Below are 24,082 nucleotides of genomic sequence, written 5' to 3'. Positions count from 1 at the left end.
AGGCCGGATCGCGTGAGTGTTCATGCCGGCCCATCCCGACAGCGCGGCGCAGGCGCGGGCGGATCGTACCGGCGAGCCATGACGATCTCGACCGTGAGCCAACGCCCGACCCCGCAGTGCGGGCAGCATCGCGGGTCCTCCCCGCTCTCCTGGATCCATGCCTTCGCATTGGCATTTTTCCAGCCTCAATCACGCCCAGCCTCCCGCTCCAACCACGCCGAAAACTCCAGCGGCCTGAGCCCGAAGCGGATCGCATTGCCGGGGTGAAGCGTCTTGAATTCGGCCAGCGTCAAGGTCACGAAACGTACCCGGTCCTCCTCGGCCACCGTTACCGGCAACACGGCGCGGATCGCTGCTTCGTCGGCGGCTTGTCCGCCGCGCACGATGGCAGCGACGGCTTCGGCGAGTTCGTTGCGGTAGCGCAGGCGGAACGTATCGGGCGGCACGAGCTGCTGCTGCACGGCGACGTATTGCTGGCACGAACGCTCGTAGGCCCAGACGAATACGTCGCGCAGCAGGGCGACGTCATTGAGTTCATACACCCCCAGCATCGCATCGACGTAAGCCTGTGCCGGCGCGTCGATGAAGGACAGCGGGCAGAGATTGTGGCGGACCAGCGGAATGTTGGCGGCGAGGCGCGAAACACGTTTATTCACGTCTTCGAAGGGTTGCAGGTAAGGCAGGTGCACCATCAGGAAGAAGGCCTGCTCGAAGGGGTCGTCGATTTCACCGGCGATCTCGAGCACGATGCCGAACAGCTCTGCGAGGCGCTGTGGCAGCGCGACCGGAAGATAGACACTGCCGCCGATCTCGACCGGATACGCGCGCAGGCGGCCACAGCCGAGGGGGTCGGGCAGCAGGCCGTCGGAGAGGAAGGCGTGCAGCGCGATGATCGTTTCCGGCAAGGGCGCGGATTTGTCCTGCCCGGCCTCGCGGACCAGGTATTCGATCGCCGCCTTGTGGTTCAGGATCATCTGGGTTTCGAGCGCATCCTTGCCTTCGGCGGCCTGGCCGAACTCGATCAGACGTTCGGTGTCGAGGCGGCTGTAGGTGTTGCCTTCGAGGCGCGACGAGGCCCAGGAGAGATCGATCAGCAGGCGGTTCAGGATGTCGCGCGCGAAGGTTCCGGCGGCGGCCTGTTCGGCTGGCGAGCGGCCGATGCTGTGCAGCTGCGCGCGCAAGTCGGCGGGCAGGTAGGCGGTCTGGTTCGGATAGTAGCGCTCGAGAAATTCGATGTTGTAGCCGACCGGTCGGCGCTGCTGGTACGGCTGGCGGACGTAGGCTCTGACAGCAGCGCCTTCGGCCGACAGGGGAACGTAGGTTTCGCCGCTGCCGGTGGCATCGACGCCCGGCAGCAGGACATTCGACGTGGCGGTGACCGGCGACAGCCGGTATTTGAGCGCGCGGCCTTCGCCTTCGGCGCGGACCCGTTGCTGCGCAATCAGTGCGGACAGGCGGCGCTGCAGGGTGCGGCGGGACAGGCCGGGGCCGATTTGCTGCAGCAGGCCGTCGACGCCGATGCCTCCCGGATGTCGGGCGATCACGTCGAGGATGGGTTGAAATGCCTCGGTGCGGATTTTTTTTGGCATGAATCGACTTTATTTGGCGCGATAACTCAGTATCACGCCATTTTATTTGGCGCGCAACGCCGAATCGCGCCACAAAGATGCGGCGAAATGAGGCTTGCCATGCCGGAAGCCGGCAGCGCGCAGAAAGCGCCGTCCTCGGCGTGATTTTGCAGATCGAACGTTTTATCTAAGATCCGTACCACAGACACAGATCGAGCGGCACGAACCGCCGGCACCACGAACCATCAACCCACCCCAGGCATCACCCCCCACCCGCCGAAGCCCATGGAACTCCACCTGATCCGCCACCCGCGCCCCGCGGTCGAGCCCGGCATTTGCTACGGCCAGCACGATGTCGGCCTCGCCGAATCCGCCGCCGCGGTCGCCACCCGCCTGCGTCCGCTGCTGCCGCCGGATTACGCGCTGTACGCCAGCCCGCTCGCCCGCGCCCGCCTGCTCGCCGAGGAGCTCGGCGCGCCGACGCTCGACGCCCGCCTGAAGGAAATGCATTTCGGCGACTGGGAAGGGCGCAGCTTCGCTTCCATCGGCCCCGCGATCGACGCCTGGGCGACCGACCCGCTCGGCTTTCGCGCCCCCGGCGGCGAGTCGGCGCGCGAGATGGCGGCGCGCGTGCTCGACTGGCTCGCGGCGCTGCAGCAGGCCGCGCCGGCGCAGCCGGTCGTGGTCGTCGCCCACGGCGGCCCGCTGCGCGTGCTCGCCGGCCATCTCCTCGGCCTGCCCGCCGAGCGCTGGCTGGGGCTGGACTTCCAGTGCGGCCAGGCCACCCGGCTCGACCTCGAAAGCTGGGGCACGACCCTGCGCTGGTTCAATCGCTGAGCGCCGTCGCCGCGCCGGCGCGCACCGCCCGGGCGCATCCCGCGCGCGGTGCGCCACCGCTCCCAGCCGCGCCCGGCTTCATGGGATAATCCGCGACTGACCGTCCGTGCCCACCCACATCATGTCGCTTTCCCTGCCCGAATTCTCCCGCGGCCGCCTCGTCATCGTCGGCGACGTGATGCTCGACCGCTATTGGCACGGCTCGACCACCCGCATCTCGCCCGAGGCGCCGGTGCCGGTGGTGAAGGTGGAGGCCGACGAGGTCCGCGCCGGCGGCGCCGGCAACGTCGCCCTCAATGCCGCCGAGCTGGGCGCGCGCACCGAACTGGTGGCGCTCGTCGGCCGCGACGAGGCCGCCGCGCGCCTGCGCCAGCGCCTGGAGGCCGGCCGGGTGGTGTGCCGCCTGCTCGAAGCGCCGCAGCACCCGACGATCACCAAGCTGCGCATCATCAGCCGCCACCAGCAGCTGATCCGGCTCGACTTCGAGGACAACTTCGCCGTGCTCGAGTCGGCCGGCATCGAGCGCGCCTTCGAAGACGCCCTGCCCGGCGCCGGCGCGGTGGTGCTGTCCGACTACGGCAAGGGCACCCTGGCCCAGGTCGGCAGCCTGATCCGCGTCGCCCGCGAGGCCGGCGTGCCGGTGGTGGTCGACCCGAAGGGCACGGACTTCGGCCGCTACTGCGGCGCCACCGTGATCACTCCCAACCTGAGCGAATTCGAGGCCGTGGTCGGCCACTGCGCCGACGAGCCGACCCTGCGCAGCCGCGGCGAGGCCCTGCGCGAGGCGCTCGAACTCGAAGCGGTGCTGATCACCCGCTCCGAGCGCGGCATGACCCTGCTGCAAAAGGGCCGGGCTCCGCTCGACCTGCCCACCCGCGCGCGCGACGTGTTCGACGTCACCGGCGCGGGCGACACCGTGGTCGCCGTACTCGGCGCCGGGCTGGCCTGCGGGCTGGCGCTGGCCGAGGCCACCGCGGTGGCCAACGTCGCCGCCGGCATCGTCGTCGGCAAGCTCGGCACCGCCACCGTCGGCGCGGACGAGCTCGCCGAGGCGCTCCAGCGCGCGGTAGAGCCCGGCGCCGCCGCCTGAAACCATGAGGAACGCACCATGATCATCGTCACCGGCGGCGCCGGCTTCATCGGCAGCAACATCGTCCACGGCCTCAACGCCCGCGACATCCGCGACATCCTCGTCGTCGACGATCTCAGCGACGGGCGCAAGTGCCTCAACCTCGCCGACGCCGACATCCTCGACTATGTGGACAAGGATGACTTCCTCGCCCGCATCCGGGCCGACGAAGGCTTCGGCCAGGTGGACGCGGTGTTCCACGAAGGCGCCTGCTCCTCGACCACCGAGTGGGACGGCCGCTTCGTCATGAAGGTGAATTACGAATACACCAAGGCCTTGCTCGCCTGGTGCGTCGCGCGCCGGACGCCGCTGATCTATGCCTCGTCGGCCTCGGTGTACGGCATGGGGCCGGTGTTCCGCGAGGGGCGCGAGTTCGAGCATCCGCTGAACATGTACGCCTACTCCAAGTTCCTGTTCGACTGCCACCTGCGCCCGCAACTCGCCGGCCTCGACAGCCAGGTCGTGGGCCTGCGCTACTTCAACGTCTACGGCCCGCGCGAGCAGCACAAGGGCGGGATGGCGAGCGTCGCCTTCCACTTCCACAACCAGCTGAAGGAATCCGGCCGGGTGCGCCTGTTCGAGGGCTCGGATGGCTACGGCCCGGGCGAGCAGCGGCGCGACTTCATCCACGTCGACGACATCGTCGCGGTGAACCTGTGGCTGCTCGACAACCCGCAGGTGTCGGGCATCTTCAACCTCGGCACCGGGCGCGCGCAAAGCTTCAACGACGTCGCCCACGCCGCGCTGCGCTGGATGCGCGCCCGCGGCGAGGAAGGCGGCGGCATCGACTACATCCCCTTCCCCGAGCACCTCAAGGGCCGCTACCAGAGCTTCACCGAGGCCGACATCGGCGCCCTGCGCGCCGCCGGCTACGCGCGCCCGTTCATGGACGTGGAGAGCGGCGTGCCCGCTTACCTCGACTGGCTGGCGGCGCACGGCTGAGGCGCCGCCGCGGACCGACGCCCTGAACCGAAACCGATGACCTCGCCCACCACGCCGGCCCACCCCGGCCAGGCCCGCGCCCGCCGCATCCTCGTCGTCGGCCCGTCCTGGGTCGGCGACATGGTGATGGCGCAGAGCCTGTTCAAGGCGCTCAAACAGCGCGGCGCATGCGCCATCGACGTGCTCGCGCCGGGCTGGTCGCTGCCGATCCTCGAACGCATGCCCGAAGTGCGCCGCGGCATCGTGATGCCGCTCGGCCACGGCGAGTTCGGTCTCGGCACGCGCCGTGCGCTGGGCCGCTCGCTCGCCGGCGAAGGCTACGACCAGGCGATCGTGCTCCCCGGCTCGCTGAAGTCCGCGCTGGTGCCCTTTTTCGCCCGCATTCCGCAGCGCACCGGCTTTCGCGGCGAGATGCGCTACCTGCTGCTCAACGACCTGCGCCGCCTCGACAAGGCCGCGCTGCCGATGACGGTGCAGCGCTTCGTCGCGCTGGCCGCACCGGCCGCCACGCCGCTGCCCGACCCCCTGCCGCTGCCGCGTCTGGTGGCCCAGGCCGCCAACCAGCCGGTGCTGCGCGCACGGTTCGAGCTGCCCGCCGAACGGCCTGCGGTGGCCTTCATGCCCGGCGCCGAATACGGCCCCGCCAAGCAGTGGCCGATCCCGCACTTCGCCACGCTCGCGCGTGCGCTGGGCGCGCGCGGCTACCAGGTCTGGGTGCTGGGCTCGAACAAGGACCGCGCCGCCGGCGAAGCAATCGCCGCGGGCAACCCGGCGGTGACCAACCTCGCCGGCCTCACCGCCCTCGGCGACGCCGTCGACCTGCTGGCGATGTGCGCCGCCGCGGTGAGCAACGACTCCGGCCTGATGCACGTCGCCGCCGCGCTCGAACTGCCGCTGGTGGCGATCTACGGCTCGTCCAGCCCGGAGCACACGCCGCCGCTGTCGGAGCGCATCGCCATCCAGACCCTGCGCCTGGAATGTTCGCCCTGCTTCCAGCGCACCTGCCCGCTCGGCCACACCCGCTGCCTCACCGACATCGCCCCCGAGCGCATCCTCGCCGCGCTCGGCGGCCTCGGCCTCGCCGGGCTCGAGCACGCCGGCGGCCGGAGCGGGGCGGAAACCGTCCATTTCACCGGGCGGGCCTGACGCGGCGATGCATGTGCTGATCGTCAAGACGTCCTCGCTCGGCGACGTCATCCACACCCTGCCGGCGCTCACCGACGCCGCGCGCGTGCTGCCCGACATCCGCTTCGACTGGGTGGTGGAGGAAGGCTTCGCCGAGATCCCGCGCTGGCACCCGGCGGTCGACCGGGTCATCCCGGTCGCGCTGCGGCGCTGGCGCAAGCATCCGCTGCGGGCCTGGCGCAGCGGCGAGTGGCGCGCGTTCACGGCGGCGATCGGCGCCCGGCGCTACGACGCGGTGATCGACGCCCAGGGCCTGCTCAAGAGCGCCTGGCTCGCCCGCCACGCCCACGGCCCGGTGCACGGCCTCGACCGCCGCTCGGCGCGCGAGCCGCTCGCCAGCCTGTTCTACCGCCATCGCCACGCCGTCGCCTGGGGCCGGCACGCGGTGCTGCGCGTGCGCGAGCTGTTCGCCGCCGCGCTCGGCTACGCCCTGCCCGACGGGCCCGCCGCAGCGGCCGACCCTTACGGCCTCGACCGCGCCCGTGTGCTCGCTGGCGCCGCGCAGGCGGCCGGCGCCAGCGCGCCCTATCTCCTCTTCCTCCACGGCACCACCTGGGCGACCAAGCACTGGCCCGAACTGTACTGGCGCCGCCTCGCCGAGCGCGCCTGCGCCGCAGGCTGGCAGGTGCGCCTGCCCTGGGGCAACGACACCGAGCGCGCCCGCGCCGAGCGCCTGGCCGAAGGGCTTGCTGGCGCCTGCGTGCTGCCGCGGCTGACGCTCGCCGGCGTCGCCGCCGAGCTCGCCGGCGCGCGCGCCTGCGTCGCGGTGGACACCGGGCTGGGCCACCTCGCGGCGGCGCTCGCGGTGCCCACGGTCTCGGTCTACGGCCCGACCAACCCCGGCTTCACCGGCACCTGGGGTGCCGGCCAGCGCCACCTGGCGTCCGACTTCCCCTGCGCGCCCTGCCTGCAGAAACGCTGCCGCTACACGCCGAGCGCGGTCGACCGCGCCCGCCCCGATTTCGCCCGAGAACAGCCGCTGTGCTTCACCCGCGTCGCGCCGGAACGCGTGTGGGCCGAACTCGCCGCCGTACTTGACCGCAGCGAGGCCCCCTGATGCAGCTCGCCTTCTGCCTGTACAAGTACTTCCCCTTCGGCGGCATGCAGCGCGACTTCCTGCGCATCGCCCAGGCCTGCCAGGCGCGCGGCCACGCGATCCGGGTCTATGTGCTCGAATGGCAGGGCGAAGTGCCGCCCGCCTTCGAGGTCGTGCACGTGCCGGTGCGCGCACTGTTCAATCACCTCCGCTACCGCAAGTACACCGACTGGGTGCGCGCCGACCTCGCCCGCCGCCCCGCCGGGCGCGTGATCGGCTTCAACAAGATGCCGGGGCTGGACGTCTATTACGCCGCCGACCCCTGCTTCGAGGACAAGGCGCAGACCCTGCGCAACCCGCTCTACCGCCTCGGCGGGCGCTACCGCCACTTCGCCGCCTACGAGCGCGCGGTGTTCGGCGCCGACAGCCGAACGGAGATCCTGATGATCTCCGCCGTGCAGCAGCCGCTGTTCGTGCACCACTACGGCACGCCGGAGCGGCGCTTCCATCTGCTGCCGCCCGGCATTGCGCCGGATCGACGCGCGCCGGCGAACGCGGGCGAGATCCGCGCCGCCTTCCGCCAGGAGTTCGGCCTTGGCACCGACGACCTGCTGCTGGTGCAGATCGGCTCCGGGTTCAAGACCAAGGGGCTGGATCGCAGCCTGAAGGCGCTCGCCGCGCTGCCCGAGGCCCTGCGCCGGCGCACCCGGCTGATGGTGATCGGCCAGGACGATCCCAAGCCGTTCAAGCTGCAGGCCATCGCCCTGGGCCTGGCCGAGCATGTGCAGTTCCTGAAGGGCCGCAGCGACGTGCCGCGCTTTTTGCTCGGCGCCGATCTGTTGATCCACCCCGCCTACAACGAGAACACCGGCACCGTGCTGCTCGAAGCCATCGTCGCCGGTCTGCCGGTACTCACCACCGCGGTCTGCGGCTACGCCCACTACATCACCGACGCCGATGCCGGCCGCGTCGTTCCCAGCCCGTTCGAGCAGGGGGCACTCGACATCCGCCTCGCCGAAATGCTCTCTGCCGACGACGACCGCCGCCGCTGGCAGGCCAACGGCCTCGCCTTCGCCGCCCGCGCCGACCTCTACAGCCTGCCCGAGCGCGCCGCCGACCGGATCCTGCAGCCTGCGGCCGACGCCACCGCCCAACGATGACACCGCCCGCCTCCGCCACGGCCCGCGCCGCGACCACCACCCTCTTCGTCGACGAGCCCTTCCGCAGCCTGTGGCAGGGGCGCGACCCGTTCGCCGCGGTCGAGGCGCTGCAGGGCGAGGTGTTCCGCGAACTCGAAGGCCGGCGCACGCTGCGCACCGAAGTCGGCGACCGCGCCTACTTCGTCAAGATCCACCGCGGCGTGGGCTGGGGCGAGATCTTCAAGAACCTGTTCTCGCTGCGCCTGCCGGTGCTCGGCGCGCGCAACGAATGGCGCGCCATCGCCCGCCTGGGCGAAGTCGGCGTCGCCACGATGCGCGCCGTGGCCTTCGGCGAGCGCGGCCGCAACCCCGCCCGCCAGCACTCGTTCATCATCACCGAGGCGCTCGCACCGACGGTGAGCCTGGAAGACTACTGCCGCGACTGGCCCGCCCACCCACCGCCGCCCGCGCTCAAGCGCGCCCTGATCGGGCGCGTCGCCGAGATGGCCCGGCGCATGCACGAAGGCGGCATGAACCACCGCGACTTCTACCTCTGCCATTTTCTCCTCCACACCGCGCCGCCGCCCGCTCCCGATGCCTTACGCCTGTCGCTGATCGACCTCCACCGCAGCCAGGTCCGCCGCCGCACGCCGCGGCGCTGGCGCGACAAGGATCTGGCCGGGCTGTACTTCTCCGCGCTCGAGATCGGCCTCACCCGGCGCGACCTGCTGCGCTTTCTGCGCGCCTACTTCCCGGGGCCGCTGCGCGCCACCCTGCGCCGCGAGGCGGCGCTGCTGCGCAGCCTGGCACGGCGCGCGGACAAGCTGCACGCACGTTACCTGCGCAAGTACGCGCCGGAGGCACGCGAGTGAGCACGCCGGCCCCGCTGCAGACGGCCGCGGCGCTGCGTGCGGCAGGCCGCCACCCGGCCCTGCCGCTGCGCGCGCAGCTGGCCGACGGCCGCAGCCTCACGCTGCACCGCCTGCTGCGTGTGCTGCCGGGCAAGCGCCTGGTCGGCGAGGCCGAGTTCGAAGGCCGCCGCGTGCTCGCCAAGCTCTTCATCGCCCCCGCCAGCGCCCGCCACTGGCAGCGCGAACGCAGCGGCATCGAGGCCCTCGCCGCCGCCGCCATCCCCACTCCGGCGCTGCTCGCCGCGGCTCCCCTGCAAAACGGCGGCCACGCCCTGCTCACCGCCTTTCTCGACGGCGCCGACAGCCTCGCCGCACGCTGGGAGGCGGAGGCCGCCGAAGCGGCCGGCAGCGCGCGCGCCCTCGCCGTGCTCGCCCCCGCGTTCACCCTGCTCGGCCGGCTCCACGCCTGCGGCCTGGTGCAGGACGACCTTCATCTGGGCAATTTCCTGGTCCACGGCGACCGCTTGCTGGTGATCGACGGCGATGCGGTGCGCGCCCTCCGCCCCGAACGGCCGCTCGATGCCGCCCAGGCCGCGGCCAACTTCGCCATCCTCGCCGCGCAGCTGCCGGCAGGGTGGGATGCCCGGCTCCCGCTCCTGATCGAGGCCTGGCGCAGCGCCGACGATGCCCTGCCCGCACTCGACGTTCCCGCCCTGCGCGCCCGCATCGCTGCCACCCGCAGCGCCCGCCTGCAGGCCTTTCTCGGCAAGGTCCTGCGCGACTGCACCCTGTTCCGGGTGGAACAGCGCCTCGACCGCTTCAGCGCCGTAGTGCGCGACCAGGCCGAAGCGCTCGCCCCCCTGCTCGCCGACCCCGACCGCGCCCTCGCCGCCGGCCAGCTGCTCAAGGACGGCGGCACATGCACGGTGGCGCGCACCGAAATCGCCGGCCAGGCGCTGGTGATCAAGCGCTACAACATCAAGAACGCCGGCCACGCGCTGTCGCGCGCCTGGCGTGCGAGCCGCGCCGCCCATTCCTGGGTCGCCGGCCACCGCCTCGCCTTTCTCGGCATCGCCACGCCGGCACCGCTGGCCCTGGTCGAAGAGCGCTTCGGCCCACTGCGCCGGCGCGCCTGGCTGGTCAATGCCTGGTGTCCGGGGCGGAACCTGCTCGAACATCTCGCCCCGCATGTCGACCGCGGTCCACCCGCGGCCGAAGCCGAGGCCCTGCGCCAGCTGTTCGCCACCCTGCACCGCGAGCGCATCTCCCACGGCGACCTCAAGGCCACCAACCTGCTGTGGCACGAAGGCCGCATCGTCGTCATCGACCTCGACGCCCTGCGCCAGCACCGCAGCGCCGCGGCCCATGCCCGCGCCTGGCGGCGCGACCGCGCCCGTCTGCTGCGCAACTGGCCGGCGGGCAGCGCCCTGCACCGCTGGCTGGACACCGAACTGCCCGCCGCCTGACGCCGGGGCCGCGCCGCTCAGCCGCGGGCGCGCGCGCCCGCCGCCGGGCGTTCAGCGCATTTCGAACACCTCCTGATGGAAGCGGATGCCGGCCGCGCCCATGTCACGGAACCCCTGGCGCAGCCGCTCGGCGAGGCCTTGCGGGCCGCAGAACCAGACTTCGAGCACCTCCTTTTTCCCCATGCGATCGCCCAGGACTTCCGTGCCCAGAACTTCCGCACTCAAGCTTTCGTTGTGGATGCTGCTGATGACGTGCAGCCGCACCGCCGGAAGCGCCGCGCACAAGATTTCGAGCCGGGCGACGAATGGGTCCGCGGCACGGTCGCGCACGCAATAATAGAAGTCCACGTCGGGGGCCTGCTCCGGCGTCGCCTGCAACGCTTCCAGCCAGGCGAGGAACGGGGTCACGCCGATCCCGCCGGCGACCCACGCCTGGCCCCGCCGGCCTCGTCCGCGCGGCAGCTCGAAGCAGCCATAAGGCCCCTCGACCTCCACCGCCCGGCCCGCCTCGAGCCGCCGGGCCAAGCCCCGGGTGTAGTCGCCCAGCGCCTTGATCTCGAAGGTGACGCGGCGGTCGCCACGATCGGCGCCGGCGATCGTGAACGGATGGGCGCCCTCGAAGCGGTCGAAGGTGGCAAAGGCGAATTGCCCAGGGCGATGCCCGCGCCAGCCCTCGTCCAGGAGACAGGTGACCTGGGTGAGGCCGGGGCCGGATTCGCGCACCGACTCCACCACCCCGCCGACGCGACGGCGGCGGCCGATCCAGCCCGCCAGGGCCAGCACGCTGGCAACCGATCCGGCGGCGATCAGCAGCGCAAGCAGGACGCCGGCCGGCTGCCCCCAGTAATCGAGCGGCGCCAGGAAGGCGGCATGAAAGGCCAGCACCAGGTACAGCGCCGGCATCGCTTTATGCAGGTAACGCCAGGCCCTGAACGGGAAGCGCTTCCATAGCGTCAGCACCAGCATCGCCAGCAGCGCATAGACCGCGAACTCGCCGAGTTCCTCGGCAACGTCGCGCATCGCTTCCAGGAAGTCGCCGCCGCGATCCTTGGGCAGGCGGCCTTCACGGCCGAAGACCGCCTTGATCACGCCGGCCGACAGCTCGACCAGCCAGTGCAGCGCGGCAAAGCCGATCGCCAGGATGCCCGCCCATTTGTGGACACGGTAGATACGGTCCATGCCGCCAAAAGGGCGCTCCAGCCAGACCGGCCGAGTGGCGAGCACCATCACCAGGGACATCAGGGCAAAGGACCACAGCCCGGTGAGCGTCAGCGCATGTTCGCGCACCGCCCACGGATTGCCCGGACCCGCGCCGGCGGACCCCGGCGCCGACAGCAGCGTCCAGCCCCATGCCAGCGTCACCAGGGCGAGGAAGGCAGACAACCAGCGTTTCACGGCCCCGCCCCTCAATCGTCCTCGAAATAGCCTTGCTGGGCGTCGAGGTGGCACGCGCCGCAGTTGGCCTTGCTCCCCACATCCTTGCGCGTCCAGTCGGCTTTCGGCACCTCGTCGTGCTCGTGCACCCACTTCGGCAACTCGGTGATGCGAAGCGGCGCTTCGCCCGGGCGCAGACCGCGCAGCAGCTTGCCGGGCCGGCCCGAGGCATCGCCCGCCTGACCGGTCAGGTAGCGGGTGATCGCGGCGGCGGTGTCGGCATCGACGCTGGCGTCGTCGCCGAAATGGTTCGCCAGCTCACCCATCATGCGTTTCCACGATGCTGCCGGCAGCATCGATGGGGGAAAGGCGATATGACAGCTGCCACACTCCTGCAGCGTGATCTTGTCGGTCACCGGCGGGTAGTAATCCTGGTCTCCGGCGCGGGCGCGGCCGAAAAGCAGTACGGTCACGGCGAGCACGGCGACACCGAGGGCGAGCGGACGGAAGGGAACGGTTTTCATGGGGGAATCTCCGTGATCGGTGCTTACTGCGTTGCCACCCAGGCGAGCCAGTCGCCCTTCTCGCGAGCGCTGCACTCGCGGCCCAGGACCTCGGTGCAGTTGCGCTTGAACCATTTCTCGACTTTCGCCGGATCGGTGTAGCGCGTTGCCGCCACCGACGCCGCCATCGGCTCGATGGCCTTGCCGGTGCGGGTCCGGCCGGGTGCGCGCGCATCATCGCCGTGACATGACGTACATGCCGGGGTATCGGGCTTGCCACCGGCGTGGGGGGTGCGATGCAGGGTTTCGCCACGAGCGGCCGAGAAGCCCGCAAAAGCGGGGTCGGCGACACGCGCCTCGGCCGCATAGCGGGCGATCAGATCGGCGGGCGGGGCCGCCAGCACCCCGGCACTCGCGCCGATGCAGCACGACAATGCGATCGTGCGGAATTTGCAGTTCATGGTTCGCTCCTTGATCCGGGTCGGAAACTCGACCGGACGGGCAGGCTGGATGCCATTCGTCCGCCATTCGTCCGGAATCGGGTGCCCAGTGTGCAAGGGCGCGAATGAATCGAAGCTGAACGCACGACGGGCGCGCGGCGGCGAGGGGCGGAAGCCGCGGTTCAGCTCCAGTTCAGGATGAATGGGCCACGCTCCCGCCTTTCCTGACCACGGAGCCTTTCCCATGAAGACCGCCTTTTTACGCTCCTCGCTGCTGTCCGTGCTGATTGCCGGCAGCGTCCTTCAAGCGCACGCCGCACCGGACGAACCGTCATCTCTTCCGCAGGAAACCTGCACATCGGTTCGCCACGAGACCGATGCCGTGAGCGCTCATCTGCGGGCGGCGCAGGCCGATCCGGCCGGACAAGCGGTAGCATCCGCTGACGAAGCGCAGCTGGCCCTCGAACTCGGCGCGCACCTCGACGCCTTGCGGGCGAATCTGCCCGCGCAGCGGACGCAACGGGCGCAAGCCAGCCTGCTGCTGAGCGACATGCGCGATGCCTTGTCGCTGATGCGCAACGCCACCCACGTCGATGCCCGCCGACTCGCCGTCCGGCGGTTGGAAGAGGATCATCGTCTTTACAATGTGCTGCTGAAGACCCTGGGATGCGCCGCCCCCCGACCGACAGACCTCTGAATCGATGAAAGCCCTCACCCCGCGCCAGGCACTGCGGTTCTCGCAACATCCTGCGCGGGGGCGGAGAATGGATGCGGCGCTCGACCCGGCGCCCGAAGCACCGAAGCGGACCCGGTCCGCGCATCGCCCCCATCCACCCGATTCCATCGAGCCCCGATGCACCTGCTCATCATCGAAGACGACCGCACGATCGCCGAGAACATCTACGAGTACCTGGAGGCACGCGGCCACCAGTGCGATTACGCCGACTCGATCGCGACGGCATCGGCCTTGCTCGCACGCTCCCCGTTCGATGCGCTGGTCCTCGACCGCAACCTCCCCGACGGCGACGGCCTCGCGCTCGCCCGCCGGCTGCGGGCCGAGGGCCGCGCGACCCCGATCCTGGTGCTGACCGCGCGCGACGCGCTGGAAGACAAGCTCCTCGGCTTCGAGGCCGGCAGCGACGATTACCTGGTAAAGCCCTTCGCCCTGCAGGAGCTCGAGGTGCGCCTGCTGGCGCTGGCGCGGCGCAGCACCGCCCGCCCGGCCGATCCGGTGCTGCGCCACGGCGAACTGGAGTTCAAGGCCGCAACACAGGAAGTACGGCTGCAGGGCCGTCTCCTCGCGCTGCCCCCGAAGGCCCTGCGTCTGGTCGCCGAACTGCTCTCGCAGCCCGAGCGCGTGTTCTCCCGGCGCGAGCTGGAGATCGCGGTCTGGGGCCACGAGCAGGACAACAGTGACAATCTGCGCAGCGTGCTGCACACCCTGCGTCGAGCCTTCGGCGACGACGCCCCCACCCAGGTGGTGAATGTCCATGGCCTCGGCTACAAACTCGTCAACCGCTGAGAGCGCCGCACACCACGGCGGACGGCGCTGGCTGTCGGGCGGCATGCGCATCCGGATCGCGGTGTCGGTCACGGCCATGCTGCTCGTCCTCATCGTCGCGCAGTCGCTCGCCCTGGTGGGACTCTACGAGGAGATGGAAGAAGAGTTCATCGACGGCACGCTCGACGAGCAACTGCAGTACAGCATCGAGCACAGCCGCCAGCTCGGCATCCTGATCGGGCCGCAGACGCCGCACATGGCTCTGTACCGTTTCACCCCGGGGGCGGAACTGCCGCAAGGGCTGAGCCCGGAACTGGCCGGGCTTCCGCTCGGCAACCACGAGGACTGGTCCTCCGGGCGCGAACTGCACGTCGCCGTCCGCGAGGCCGACAGCCAGCGCTACGTCCTCGTCTATGACGAATCCGAGCATCGCGCGCGCGAGTCCGCGGTGACCACCGCGGTCGTGATCGGCGGCCTGATGCTGGTCGCCTTGTCCTTCGTGCTCGCCTACGCGATCGCGGGCCGGATGACGCGCGGCCTGGAGACGCTCGCCGAACGCGTCGAGGGCGAGCGCGACGGCACCCCTTTCGCCGAGGAAAGTCTCGACGCCGAACTCCTTGCCGTGGCCCGCGCCCTGGACCGGGCCGAGGCCCGGCAGGCGGCCGTGCTCGCGCGCGAGCGCGACTTCAGCGCCAACCTGTCGCATGAGCTGCGCACCCCCCTGGCCGGCATCCGCAGCGACGCCGAAATGCTGCTCACCGACCGCACCCTGTCCGACAAGGCCCGTCGCCGTGCCGAGCGCATCATCGCCACCACCGACCGCACGACCACACTCGCCCACAGCCTGCTGCTGCTCGCCCGCGAGGCCCGGCCGCAAGTCGTCGAGCCGGTCAACCTGGGCGCCGCGGTACACAGCGCATGGAGCCGCCTGCACCCCGCCGGGGCCGAGGCGCTGACGATCCGCATCGACCCCCAGGCCGAAGTCGCGACCGACCCCAACCTGCTGGCGCTGGTGCTGCACAACCTGCTGGAGAACGCACTCCGCCACGGCGAAGGGCACGCGATCGAGGTGGTGCTGGAAGGGCGCCGGCTCGAGGTGCGCGACCGCGGCGCGGGCTTCGGGACGGAAGATCCGATGCGCTGCTTCGAGCGCTTCCGGCGCGGCGGGAGCAAACCGGGACACGGCCTCGGCCTGGCGCTGGTCCGGCACATCTGCACGGCCTGCGGCTGGAGCGTCCACGCCGCGAACCGGCCCGACGGCGGCGCCTGCCTGACGATCGACTTCGGCGCAGGCCCGACGTCGGCGTAGGTGCAGGCGCAGGCGCAGGCGGGCAGCGCTCACACTTTCCTCACACCCGCATCACGCTTTCCTCACGGGCGCTTCCGTAGATTGCGCGGATCCTCTCCGGCTCCGCGCGACCATGCCCGAACGGCATCAGCCCCTCGTTTCCTCCCTCACCGCACCCAGCGGCACTCCGACCGGCGCGAAGACTCGCGCGTACGGTGTTTCCGCATTCTCATCCGTCTGGACGGCCGCAACGCGCTGGCGTCCCGAAGTCTCCATCGAAGGCCTGCTGCTCGGCATCAGCCTGTACTTCTCGCTCGCCTGCAACAGGCCTTTCTGGCACGCCTTGCTGGCGAGCCACGGCAGCGGCGGCGAAGCCCCTGCCTACGCACTCGCGGTCGGGGTGGCCCTGACGGCGCTGAACTTCCTGCTCCTCGCGCCCCTGCTCAACCGCTGGACGGCGAAGCCGCTGCTGGGCGCACTGATCTTCGTGGCCGCCGTCACGCACTACTACGCCGACCACTTCGGGGTGTATTTCGACCCGAGCATGCTGCGCAACGCGCTGCGCACCGATGTCGCCGAAGCGCGCGAACTGCTCACAGCCGGTTTCTTCCTGCAGGTCGCCGCGCTGGCCCTGCCAGCGCTCTTCATCCTGCAGCGCGCCCGCCTGCGCCAGCGTCCACTGCGGCGAGCGCTGGCGATCCGCAGCGCATCCGTCGTGCTCGCACTGAGCGTGACCGCAGGAGCGCTCGGCAGCGTATTCAAGGATTTCTCGGGGGAAATGCGCAACCACAAGGAACTGCGCTACCTGATCACGCCGGCCGCTCCGCTCTGGTCGCTGGCACGCGTGCTGACCCGGGACGCGCACGCGGCCAGCGTGCCGCGCCGGCCGGTCGGCGCGGATGCCCGCCTGGGGGCGAGTTGGGCCGCGGCAAAAAAGCCGGTCCTGTTCGTGATCGTGGTCGGCGAGACCGCGCGCGCGGCCAACTGGGGGCTGAACCGCGGGGCCGGGCAGTCTCCGGCCCACGACACTACGCCCGAGCTTGCCGAGCGCCAGGTCGTCAATTTTCCGGACGTGACCAGTTGCGGCACCAACACCGAGGTGTCGGTCCCCTGCATGTTCTCGGTGCAGGGACGGCGACACTACGACGAGGACGCCATCCACAGCAGCGAATCCCTGCTCGACACCCTGCGGCACGCCGGCCTGCGGGTGGTATGGATCGACAACCAGTCTGGCTGCAAGGGCGTGTGCGCAGGCGTGGAGAGCATGCGTCCGGAGCCGGCCAGCCTGCCGGAGCTGTGCCAGGGCGAGCGCTGCCTCGATGCAGCCCTGCTTGAAAGCAGTCGCAGCCTGCTGCGCGATGCCGACGGCAACCTCGTGCTGGTCCTGCATCAGCTCGGCAACCACGGTCCCGCCTACTTTCGCCGCTACCCGGACGCCTTCCGCCGCTTCATGCCCACCTGCGACGACGAGGACCTGTCGCAATGCAGCCGCGAACAGATCGCCAACAGCTACGACAACGCCCTGCTGTACACCGATCATGTGCTCGCGCGCACCATCGACCTGTTGCAGGAGCTGACCCCGCGCTACGACACCGCGCTGCTCTACGTCTCGGACCACGGCGAGTCGCTCGGCGAAAAAGGCCTCTACCTGCACGGCCTGCCGTACTCGATCGCCCCCGCGGAACAGACCCGCGTGCCGATGGTGATGTGGCTGTCGTCCGGCTTCGCCGCCCGCAACCGGGTCGCCCCGGTCTGCCTGCGCGCGCAGGCCACCAGGCCCACCTCACACGACAACCTCTTCCACACCGTCCTCGGCCTGCTCGATGTGAACACCTCGGTGCATGACCAGACGCTGGATCTCACCGCACCCTGCCGGAGCTGACGACGTGCCGACGAAAGGGCTTGCTGCCACCATGTCCGCGCCAGGATTCGATTCAGCACGCAGATGGCTGCTGTCGCAGTACGCGCTCCTCGCGTTGAGCGCACTGCTGCTGTTCTGGGCATTCGAAGGCACCGACCTCGACCGCCGGCTTGCGCGGACCTTCTTCGACCCCGAGCTCGGCGTCTTCCCGTTGCGGCGGGCATGGTTTCTCGAGGCCGTGATGCACAGGGCAGCCAAGCAGGCCACCTACGTCCTGGTGGCGGCAAGCCTCTGGCTGTGCTGGCAGGGCTGGAAGGGCCGGCTGAGCTGGCTGCCGCCGCGCAATGCCCTGCTCGCGGCGATTGGCATGGTGGCGATTCCGGCCGCGACCGCGACCATCAAGCTGATGACGGCGCGTTACTGCCCGTGGGACATCATCGATTTCGGCGGCTATGCGCCCTATCTCCGCCTGTTCGAGGCCGCCCCCCAGGGCATCAAGGCCGGTCAGTGCTTCCCGGCTGGCCATGCATCCACGGGTTTCCTGTGGATCGTATGGGCCGTGGCGCTCAGACCTACCGGACGGCATGCAGTACGCCGTGCGCTCCTGGCCGCGCTGCTCGCGGGAGGGACCCTTGGCACGGCACGCATGCTGCAGGGGGCGCACTTCCTGTCTCACACGCTGTGGACGCTGTGGCTGGCGTGGATGCTGAGCACCACCCTCGCCATCGTTGTCCGCGCCGACATCCGTCTTAACACGCCCCCGACTACGGCCTACCCATGAACCGCCCCACCCCGCACGCGGCAGCGCCGATCAGCCTGCGCGCCCACTTCGGCTTCCTCCTCGGCAGTGCCGCCCTGCTGCTGTCGATGTTCTTCCTGCTGCGCCTGGCGCTGCTGGTGCACAACCGGGAACTGATCGACGGCATCGCGCCTGCCATCCTGGCCGAAGCCTTTTTCAATGGCCTGCGCTTCGATCTGCGGCTGGTGTCGTTCATCTGCCTGCCCCTGGTGCTGTCGCTCGCGAGCACGCGCGCGATGGCCGCACGCGGCGCCCACCGGTTGTGGCTGACCGCCTGCGCCAGCCTCGCCCTGCTGCTCGGCGTCATCGAGCTCGACTTCTACCGCGAATTCCACCAGCGCCTGAACAAGTTGTTCTTCCAATATTTCAAGGAAGATCCAGGTACCGTCCTGAGCATGGTCTGGCATGGCTTCCCGGTAGCCCGCTACATGCTCGCCTGGCTGGCGGCAAGCGCCCTGCTGGCCTGGCTGTTCCACCGCCTCGACCGCTCCACGCACCCCGCTCCCGCGCACGCGATAAAGGCCGCGGGACACCCGGGCTGGCGCTGGCTGGCACTGCTGCTGTGCGTAGTGGTATCGGTGGCAGCCGCACGCGGCACACTTCGCCAGGGGCCGCCGCTACGCTGGGGCGATGCGTTCACGACCGACTCGATGTTCGCCAACCATCTCGGTCTCAATGGGGCCCTGACGCTGTACGACGCCGCCAAGCACGCGCGGTCGGACCAGCGCAAGCTCGCCTGGCAGGACGCAATGGCCGACGGCGAAGCGGCCCACGTCATCCGCGAACAGCTGCTGACAGCGAACGACACGCTGGTCGACGCCGGGCAGGCCGCCGTGCGCCGCACTTACGTGCCACCCGCGGCCACTGCCCTGCCGGTGCGCAACGTCGTCGTGATCCTGCTGGAGAGCTTCGCGGGACGTTACGTCGGCGCCCTCGGCGACAACAGCCGCATCACGCCGCAGTTCGACCGCCTGGCACGCGAAGGCCTGCTGTTTACCCGGATGTTCTCGAACGGCACGCACACTCACCAAGGCATGTTCGCCACCATGGCCTGCTTTCCCAACCTGCCCGGCTTCGAGTACCTGATGCAGACGCCCGAGGGCGCGCAGAAATTTTCCGGCCTGCCGCAGCTGCTCGGCGCCCGCGGCTTCGACGACCTCTACGTCTACAACGGCGATTTCGCCTGGGACAACCAGGCCGGCTTCTTCAGCAACCAGGGCATGACGACCTTCATCGGCCGCAGGGACTTCGTGAACCCGGTGTTCTCGGACCCGACCTGGGGCGTTTCCGACCAGGACATGTTCGACCGCGCCATCGCCGAACTGCGCGCGCGCGGCGACAAGCCCTTCTACGCCTTGCTGCAGTCGCTATCCAACCACAGCCCCTATGCGCTGCCCGATCCGCTGCCGGTCGAACCGGTGACGGGCCACGGTGCCTACGACCAGCACCTGACCGCGATGCGCTATTCGGACTGGGCGCTGGGCCGCTTTTTCGAGCAGGCGCGGCAACTGCCCTCGTTCAAGGACACGCTGTTCGTGATCGTCGGCGACCATGGCTTCGGCGGCGTGGAACAGCTCACCGACATCGACCTGCTGCGCTTCCACGTGCCGCTGCTGCTGATCGCCCCCGGCATCCAGGAGAAGTTCGGCGCCACGCGCGACGTCGTCGGCACCCAGGTCGACGTCGTGCCGACGATCATGGGCCGGCTCGGCGGCGCGACCACCCACCAATGCTGGGGCCGCGACCTGCTCGCACTGCCTGCGGGCGACCCCGGCTTCGGCGTCATCAAGCCCTCCGGCAGCAGCCAGAACGTCGCCATCCTCGAAGGCGACACCGCTCTGGTGCTGTCCGAAAACCGCCGGGGCAGGCTTTATCGCTACCGCGTCGGCGCGACTGCCGCAGCGGACGCGTTCGAGGATGCCGCACGGGAGCAAACGATGGCGCACCGGCTGGAAGCCTTCCTCCACGCGGCAACCCGCAGCCTGCTCGAAAACACGGCCGGAGTAACCACGACGCACACGACGGCCGCGGCCAACGCACCTCGCCGGCCAGCTGCTGGCGACCAATGACGACACCGTGCGCACTCGGGCCCGGCCAAAGAGTCCATGGCGCGCGGACACCCGGTTTGTTAAGCTTTTCCTAAACTCGGACGTGCATGCTGGTCCGGACCGAATCCGATCACGCCCACCCCCACCCCGACATGGAGAGGAACAACGAATGCCGATGAAGCACGCACCGGTCGACCTGGCGTTCTCGCATAAATACGACCGCGCCCACGCGGCTCAGTATCTTGCCAAGCACCAGGACGGCCTCACCCGGCGTATCTCCCACCTGCGCGACGTCCAGCTCGCGCGCCGCGCGCTCGCCCAGGCCGGCCATCCGCAGCGGGTGCTCGATCTGCCCTGCGGCGCCGGCCGCTTCTGGCCGCTACTGGCCGAGCGTCCGGATCGCGAAATCCTTGCCGCCGACAACTCCGAATCGATGCTGGAAACGGCGCTCGCCAACCAGCCGGCCGACATCGTCCGCCGCGTGCAAGCCTTTCGCACCTCGGCCTTCGCCATCGACCTCCCCGACGGCGCCGTCGACTGCATCTTCTGCATGCGCCTGCTGCATCACATCAGCGACAGCGCACACCGCCTGACCATGCTGAAGGAGTTCCACCGGGTCACCCGCGACACCGTGATCCTCTCGCTCTGGGTCGATGGCAACTACAAGGCCTGGAAGCGTGCCCGCCTCGAACGGCGCCGCGCCGCGGCGGGCAAAACCGGCAGCAATGCCAACCGCTTCGTCGTCTCCCGCAGCGTGATCGAGGATGAATTCGTCCGTGCCGGTTTCGGCATCGTCGGTCGCCACGATTTCCTCCCCGGCTATGCGATGTGGCGGGTCTATGTCTTGCGCAGGGCGGCCCCGTCATGCCGCTAAGCGCCGGCACCGACCCTGCCCAACCTTTCATCCACTGGTGGAACACGCGGGGCGAGTGGGTCGAGGCGCCGAATGTTCGCCGCGGAGGCAACAGCGGAGTGCAGTTGCTGCGCGGCGAAACAGGATCGATGCTGTACGTGAAGCGGCAAACGGGCCATGTTCACCGTTCCCTGCGGCATCCTTTCGGCCGCCCCACGGTGCTGCGCGAGGCGGAAGCCCTGCGCGCCCTCGCCGCCCTCGAAGTGCATGTACCGACGCTGACCTACTGCGGCGCCCGCAGCCAGGACGGCCAGTGGCAGGCGATCCTCGTCACCGAGGCGCTCGAGGGCTACCTGAACCTGGACGCCTGGTACCACCAGCCTCACGACCCCGCCACCCGGGCGGCGATGTTACGCGAACTCGCGCGGACGCTCGCCCGGATGCATCGCGGCCACTGGCAGCACGGCTGCCTCTATCCCAAGCACATTTTCGTGCGCAGCACCGAAAACAGCGCCGCGGTGGATGTCGCCCTGCTCGATCTGGAAAAGGCCCGCCGCCGGCTCCTGCCGCGGCTGGCATCGCGCCGCGACCTCGCTCAGCTCGACCGCCACCGCAGCCCGATGCCCGACACCGACTGGCGGGATCTCCTCTGTCATTACCAGCGCGCCCTGGCTGCGCCGTCCCCGCCATGACCACCCTGGCGGCGGTCTGAAGCGCGCTCAGCCTTCGTCGCGGAACTGCATTGCGTGCAGGCGGGCATACGCTCCGCCCGCCGCCAGCAGCCCGGCGTGGGTGCCGCGTTCGACGATCCTGCCCTGATCCATTACCAGGATCAGGTCGGCCTTCTCGATCGTCGACAGGCGGTGGGCGATGACCAGCGTGGTACGCCCCGCGGTGGCATGGTCGAGCGCGCCCTGGATATGGCGCTCGGATTCGGTGTCGAGTGCCGAGGTGGCCTCGTCGAGGATCAGGATCGGTGCGTCCTTGAGCAGCGCGCGGGCGATCGCCAGGCGCTGACGCTGGCCGCCGGAGAGGGTCACGCCGTTCTCGCCGATTTCGGTGTCGAAGCCCTGCGGCAGGCGATCGATGAACTCCTTCGCATAGGCCGCTTCGGCCGCAGCCTCGATCGCCGCGCGTGGCGCCCCGGCCAGATCGCCATAGGCGATGTTGTTCGCCACGGTGTCGTTGAACAGGGTGACCTGCTGGGTCACGAGCGCGATGTGGCGGCGCAGGTTGCGCAGGCGGTAGGCGCGCGCCTCGACCCCGTCGATCAGGATCTGGCCGTCCTCGTAGTGGTAGAAACGCGGGATCAGGTTCGCCAGCGTGGTTTTTCCGCTGCCCGAGCGCCCCACCAGCGCCACCATCTGCCCGGGCGCGACGTCGAAGGCGATGTCGTGCAGCACGGGACGCTCCGCACCCGGGTAGCGGAAGGCCAGCCCGCGGACCTTGATCCGCCCCTCCACCCGCTCGCGTTCGACGGTGCCGTCGTCGACTTCCGGCACCTCATCGAGTTGCTCGAAAATGCTCTCCGCTCCCGCCACTCCGCGCTGGATCGTCGAGCTTACTTCGGAGAGCTGGCGGATCGGCTTGGGCAGCAGGCCGGCCGCGGTAATGTAGGCGACGAGATCGCCGGCACTCGAATCGCCGCGCAGCAGCAGCACCAGGAACAGCACCACCGCCATCGCCGCGTAGGTCACCAGCTGCAGGCTCGGGGTGAAGATCGCGTTGGTCCTCACCATCCGCAGCTGTTTGCGGGTGTTGTTTGCGCTCGCCGCGGCGAAGCGTCCCGACTCGTAGGCTTCACCGCCGAAGCTGCGCACCACCCGATAGCCCTGGATGGTTTCCGAGGCCACATGGGTGACGTCGCCCATCGCCACCTGGATCTTCTTCGCCTGCTTGCGGAACTTGCGGCTGGCGATGTTCACCAGCACGCCGATCACCGGCAGCACCGCCACCATCACCAGCGTAAGCTTCGCGTTCATCCACAGCAGGTAGATGACGAGAAAGATCGCCGTCAGCCCCTCGCGGAACACGATCTTGATCGCATCGGTCGCCGCCCCCGTCACCATGGTCACGTTGAAGGTGATGCGCGAGATCAGGTGGCCGGTGTTGTGCGCGTCGTAGTAGCGGTTGGGCAGCCGGAGCAGGCTGTCGAACAGGCGGACACGCAGATCGTGCACCAGGCCCAGCGACACCTTGGCCAGAAAGTAGTTGCCGAGATAGGACCCCAGCCCCTGCCACAGCGCGATCAGCACGATCATCAGCGGCACCGCCTTCATCAACGCCACCCCATCGACCAGCGCCACGCCCACGTCCAGCGCCGCCGCCGGGTCGGTGAGGCCGTCGACGAAATACTTCATCACCGCGGCCAGCATCGGCTGCGACGAGGCGAAAATGATGAAGCCCAGAATGCTGACGGCGAAGGTGCCGATATAGGGCCGCACATAGCCCAGCAGGCGGAGGTAGATCTTGAGGCTGGATGCGGTTTTGGTTTCCGCGCCGGTTGTGGACATGGCGGGTGCTGCGCTGGAGGAACGGGCGATGTTACCATGCGCTGCCAGCCACACCCCCACTATCCTGGCCGGTAGAATCCGCCCTTTCGATACACAGGCCCGACGGTGATCCGGCTCAGCCACTCCGACTATCTCGCGATCCGCGCCCATGCCCAGGTAATCGAAGCCGATCTCTTCGGCGACAAGGTATTGGCGCTGGGCGACGGCAGCTTCCTCAAACTGTTCCGCCGCAAGCGGCTGTTGTCGTCGGCGGCCTGGCATCCCTACGCCAACCGCTTCGCCGACAATGCCCGCGGGCTGGCAGCGCTGGGTATCCGCTCGCCGGAGCCGGTCGCGGTGTACCGTATCCGGTCGATCGCCCGGGACGCGGTACGTTACCGGCCGCTGGCGGGCAGTACGCTGCGCCAACTGGTTGCCGCCGGTGCCGGACCGGCCGACCTGCGATACCGCCTGGGCCGCTTCGTCGCCCGCTTGCACCAACTCGGCGTGTACTTCCGCTCGCTGCACCTGGGCAACATCGTCCTCACCCCGGCGGGTGAGCTGGGCCTCATCGATGTCGCTGACCTGCGGATCACCCGCCGGCCCCTGCACCACCACCGCCGGCGGCGCAATATGAAGCACCTGCTCCGCATCGAAGCCGACCGCGCCTGGCTCACTGCCGACGGCACCGCCGCCTTCCGTGCCGGCTACGCCGAGGGCGCAGGCGACACCCGCATCGCCGACGCCGTTGTCCCGACCTGACCACGACC

The 24,082-nt window shown here is 69.8% G+C and carries 22 protein-coding genes and 1 pseudogene; 17 read left to right on the top strand and 6 right to left on the bottom strand.

The window, feature by feature from the left end:
• Positions 1–20: 20 nt before the first annotated feature.
• A pseudogene (locus tag Tchl_RS17720) lies at positions 21–146 on the bottom strand (IS91 family transposase); the annotation flags it as partial.
• Positions 147–185: 39 nt separating this feature from the next.
• Positions 186–1,589, bottom strand: a complete 1,404-nt coding sequence (locus Tchl_RS06145; RefSeq protein ID WP_075147623.1) for a Fic family protein — start codon at positions 1,587–1,589, stop codon at positions 186–188.
• A gap of 264 nt (positions 1,590–1,853) precedes the next feature.
• Between Tchl_RS06145 and cobC the strand changes: the two genes are divergently transcribed.
• The 8 genes from cobC (at position 1,854) to Tchl_RS06105 (ending at position 10,153) form a co-directional block, all read left to right on the top strand.
• On the top strand, positions 1,854–2,405 hold the full coding sequence (gene cobC, locus Tchl_RS06140) for an alpha-ribazole phosphatase family protein (protein ID WP_075147622.1): 552 nt from the start codon (positions 1,854–1,856) through the stop codon (positions 2,403–2,405).
• 121 nt (positions 2,406–2,526) lie between these two features.
• Positions 2,527–3,495, top strand: a complete 969-nt coding sequence (gene rfaE1 / locus Tchl_RS06135) for a D-glycero-beta-D-manno-heptose-7-phosphate kinase (RefSeq protein WP_075149603.1) — start codon at positions 2,527–2,529, stop codon at positions 3,493–3,495.
• 18 nt (positions 3,496–3,513) lie between these two features.
• Positions 3,514–4,476, top strand: a complete 963-nt coding sequence (gene rfaD, locus Tchl_RS06130; protein ID WP_075147621.1) for an ADP-glyceromanno-heptose 6-epimerase — start codon at positions 3,514–3,516, stop codon at positions 4,474–4,476.
• Between the two features lie 36 nt (positions 4,477–4,512).
• Positions 4,513–5,622 carry a lipopolysaccharide heptosyltransferase II gene (waaF, locus tag Tchl_RS06125; RefSeq protein ID WP_075147620.1) on the top strand — a complete coding sequence of 370 codons (1,110 nt, stop codon included), beginning with the start codon at positions 4,513–4,515 and terminating at the stop codon, positions 5,620–5,622.
• A 7-nt stretch (positions 5,623–5,629) separates the two neighbouring features.
• Entirely contained in the window at positions 5,630–6,718 is a 1,089-nt protein-coding gene (gene waaC, locus Tchl_RS06120) for a lipopolysaccharide heptosyltransferase I (protein WP_075147619.1), read from the top strand.
• Positions 6,718–7,857 carry a glycosyltransferase family 4 protein gene (locus Tchl_RS06115; protein ID WP_075147618.1) on the top strand — a complete coding sequence of 380 codons (1,140 nt, stop codon included), beginning with the start codon at positions 6,718–6,720 and terminating at the stop codon, positions 7,855–7,857. The genes waaC and Tchl_RS06115 overlap by 1 nt, the downstream gene beginning before the upstream one ends.
• Positions 7,854–8,708, top strand: a complete 855-nt coding sequence (gene rfaP / locus Tchl_RS06110; RefSeq protein ID WP_075147617.1) for a lipopolysaccharide core heptose(I) kinase RfaP — start codon at positions 7,854–7,856, stop codon at positions 8,706–8,708. The genes Tchl_RS06115 and rfaP overlap by 4 nt, the downstream gene beginning before the upstream one ends.
• On the top strand, positions 8,705–10,153 hold the full coding sequence (locus Tchl_RS06105) for a lipopolysaccharide kinase InaA family protein (RefSeq protein ID WP_083945167.1): 1,449 nt from the start codon (positions 8,705–8,707) through the stop codon (positions 10,151–10,153). Before rfaP ends, Tchl_RS06105 begins: the two co-directional genes overlap by 4 nt.
• Before the next feature lie 51 nt (positions 10,154–10,204).
• Here Tchl_RS06105 and Tchl_RS06100 read toward each other — a convergent pair whose 3' ends face one another.
• The 3 genes from Tchl_RS06100 to Tchl_RS18120 are packed head-to-tail and all read right to left on the bottom strand — an operon-like array spanning position 10,205 to position 12,716.
• Positions 10,205–11,548, bottom strand: a complete 1,344-nt coding sequence (locus Tchl_RS06100) for a ferredoxin reductase family protein (protein ID WP_075147616.1) — start codon at positions 11,546–11,548, stop codon at positions 10,205–10,207.
• Positions 11,549–11,559: 11 nt separating this feature from the next.
• Entirely contained in the window at positions 11,560–12,051 is a 492-nt protein-coding gene (locus Tchl_RS06095; protein ID WP_075147615.1) for a diheme cytochrome c, read from the bottom strand.
• 23 nt (positions 12,052–12,074) lie between these two features.
• Positions 12,075–12,716: a DUF1924 domain-containing protein gene (locus Tchl_RS18120; RefSeq protein WP_232311670.1), complete on the bottom strand. Its 642-nt coding sequence runs from the start codon at positions 12,714–12,716 to the stop codon at positions 12,075–12,077.
• Here Tchl_RS18120 and Tchl_RS06085 point away from each other — a divergent pair.
• The 8 genes from Tchl_RS06085 (at position 12,715) to Tchl_RS06050 (ending at position 21,512) form a co-directional block, all read left to right on the top strand.
• The gene (locus Tchl_RS06085; RefSeq protein ID WP_075147613.1) at positions 12,715–13,167 is read left to right on the top strand and encodes a hypothetical protein; all 453 of its coding nucleotides are present in this window, start codon (positions 12,715–12,717) and stop codon (positions 13,165–13,167) included. The two genes, Tchl_RS18120 and Tchl_RS06085, sit on opposite strands and share 2 nt — an antisense overlap.
• A 156-nt stretch (positions 13,168–13,323) precedes the next feature.
• Positions 13,324–13,992 (top strand): response regulator transcription factor, encoded by a 669-nt coding sequence (locus Tchl_RS06080; protein WP_075147612.1) that lies wholly within the window; start codon positions 13,324–13,326, stop codon positions 13,990–13,992.
• Positions 13,961–15,280: a sensor histidine kinase gene (locus Tchl_RS06075; RefSeq protein ID WP_232311669.1), complete on the top strand. Its 1,320-nt coding sequence runs from the start codon at positions 13,961–13,963 to the stop codon at positions 15,278–15,280. Before Tchl_RS06080 ends, Tchl_RS06075 begins: the two co-directional genes overlap by 32 nt.
• A 112-nt stretch (positions 15,281–15,392) precedes the next feature.
• Entirely contained in the window at positions 15,393–17,141 is a 1,749-nt protein-coding gene (locus tag Tchl_RS06070) for a phosphoethanolamine transferase (RefSeq protein ID WP_075147610.1), read from the top strand.
• 31 nt (positions 17,142–17,172) lie between these two features.
• Positions 17,173–17,901, top strand: coding sequence for a phosphatase PAP2 family protein (locus tag Tchl_RS06065; RefSeq protein WP_075147609.1), 729 nt, complete (start codon positions 17,173–17,175; stop codon positions 17,899–17,901).
• On the top strand, positions 17,898–19,988 hold the full coding sequence (locus Tchl_RS06060) for an LTA synthase family protein (RefSeq protein WP_075147608.1): 2,091 nt from the start codon (positions 17,898–17,900) through the stop codon (positions 19,986–19,988). The genes Tchl_RS06065 and Tchl_RS06060 overlap by 4 nt, the downstream gene beginning before the upstream one ends.
• A 148-nt stretch (positions 19,989–20,136) precedes the next feature.
• Complete coding sequence (locus Tchl_RS06055) at positions 20,137–20,841, top strand: class I SAM-dependent methyltransferase (protein WP_075147607.1); 705 nt, start codon at positions 20,137–20,139, stop codon at positions 20,839–20,841.
• The gene (locus tag Tchl_RS06050) at positions 20,832–21,512 is read left to right on the top strand and encodes a lipopolysaccharide kinase InaA family protein (protein WP_075147606.1); all 681 of its coding nucleotides are present in this window, start codon (positions 20,832–20,834) and stop codon (positions 21,510–21,512) included. Before Tchl_RS06055 ends, Tchl_RS06050 begins: the two co-directional genes overlap by 10 nt.
• A gap of 27 nt (positions 21,513–21,539) precedes the next feature.
• On the opposite strand, the gene msbA is transcribed toward Tchl_RS06050, so the two are convergent.
• A complete protein-coding gene (gene msbA / locus Tchl_RS06045; RefSeq protein WP_075147605.1) occupies positions 21,540–23,333 on the bottom strand; it encodes a lipid A export permease/ATP-binding protein MsbA in 1,794 nt (597 codons plus the stop codon).
• Between the two features lie 105 nt (positions 23,334–23,438).
• On the opposite strand from msbA, the gene Tchl_RS06040 reads away from it, so the two are divergent.
• The gene (locus Tchl_RS06040; protein WP_075147604.1) at positions 23,439–24,074 is read left to right on the top strand and encodes a BUD32 family EKC/KEOPS complex subunit; all 636 of its coding nucleotides are present in this window, start codon (positions 23,439–23,441) and stop codon (positions 24,072–24,074) included.
• Positions 24,075–24,082: the final 8 nt, after the last annotated feature.

The sequence above is a fragment of the Thauera chlorobenzoica genome, assembly GCF_001922305.1.
GTDB lineage: Bacteria > Pseudomonadota > Gammaproteobacteria > Burkholderiales > Rhodocyclaceae > Thauera > Thauera chlorobenzoica.
This window is presented reverse-complemented; position numbering and strand designations above follow the sequence as displayed.

Bases quoted from the DNA above. Each gene is read 5' to 3' on its own strand.
- rfaE1 (WP_075149603.1), top strand. From the start codon at position 2,527: ATGTCGCTTTCCCTGCCCGAATTCTCCCGCGGCCGCCTCGTCATCGTC.
- Tchl_RS06050 (WP_075147606.1), top strand. From the start codon at position 20,832: ATGCCGCTAAGCGCCGGCACCGACCCTGCCCAACCTTTCATCCACTGG.
- Tchl_RS18120 (WP_232311670.1), bottom strand. From the start codon at position 12,716: ATGGGAAAGGCTCCGTGGTCAGGAAAGGCGGGAGCGTGGCCCATTCAT.
- rfaP (WP_075147617.1), top strand. From the start codon at position 7,854: ATGACACCGCCCGCCTCCGCCACGGCCCGCGCCGCGACCACCACCCTC.
- cobC (WP_075147622.1), top strand. From the start codon at position 1,854: ATGGAACTCCACCTGATCCGCCACCCGCGCCCCGCGGTCGAGCCCGGC.
- rfaD (WP_075147621.1), top strand. From the start codon at position 3,514: ATGATCATCGTCACCGGCGGCGCCGGCTTCATCGGCAGCAACATCGTC.
- Tchl_RS06070 (WP_075147610.1), top strand. From the start codon at position 15,393: ATGCCCGAACGGCATCAGCCCCTCGTTTCCTCCCTCACCGCACCCAGC.
- Tchl_RS06055 (WP_075147607.1), top strand. From the start codon at position 20,137: ATGCCGATGAAGCACGCACCGGTCGACCTGGCGTTCTCGCATAAATAC.
- Tchl_RS06145 (WP_075147623.1), bottom strand. From the start codon at position 1,589: ATGCCAAAAAAAATCCGCACCGAGGCATTTCAACCCATCCTCGACGTG.
- Tchl_RS06060 (WP_075147608.1), top strand. From the start codon at position 17,898: ATGAACCGCCCCACCCCGCACGCGGCAGCGCCGATCAGCCTGCGCGCC.
- msbA (WP_075147605.1), bottom strand. From the start codon at position 23,333: ATGTCCACAACCGGCGCGGAAACCAAAACCGCATCCAGCCTCAAGATC.
- Tchl_RS06080 (WP_075147612.1), top strand. From the start codon at position 13,324: ATGCACCTGCTCATCATCGAAGACGACCGCACGATCGCCGAGAACATC.
- Tchl_RS06085 (WP_075147613.1), top strand. From the start codon at position 12,715: ATGAAGACCGCCTTTTTACGCTCCTCGCTGCTGTCCGTGCTGATTGCC.
- Tchl_RS06075 (WP_232311669.1), top strand. From the start codon at position 13,961: ATGGCCTCGGCTACAAACTCGTCAACCGCTGAGAGCGCCGCACACCAC.
- waaF (WP_075147620.1), top strand. From the start codon at position 4,513: ATGACCTCGCCCACCACGCCGGCCCACCCCGGCCAGGCCCGCGCCCGC.
- Tchl_RS06115 (WP_075147618.1), top strand. From the start codon at position 6,718: ATGCAGCTCGCCTTCTGCCTGTACAAGTACTTCCCCTTCGGCGGCATG.
- waaC (WP_075147619.1), top strand. From the start codon at position 5,630: ATGCATGTGCTGATCGTCAAGACGTCCTCGCTCGGCGACGTCATCCAC.
- Tchl_RS06065 (WP_075147609.1), top strand. From the start codon at position 17,173: ATGTCCGCGCCAGGATTCGATTCAGCACGCAGATGGCTGCTGTCGCAG.
- Tchl_RS06095 (WP_075147615.1), bottom strand. From the start codon at position 12,051: ATGAAAACCGTTCCCTTCCGTCCGCTCGCCCTCGGTGTCGCCGTGCTC.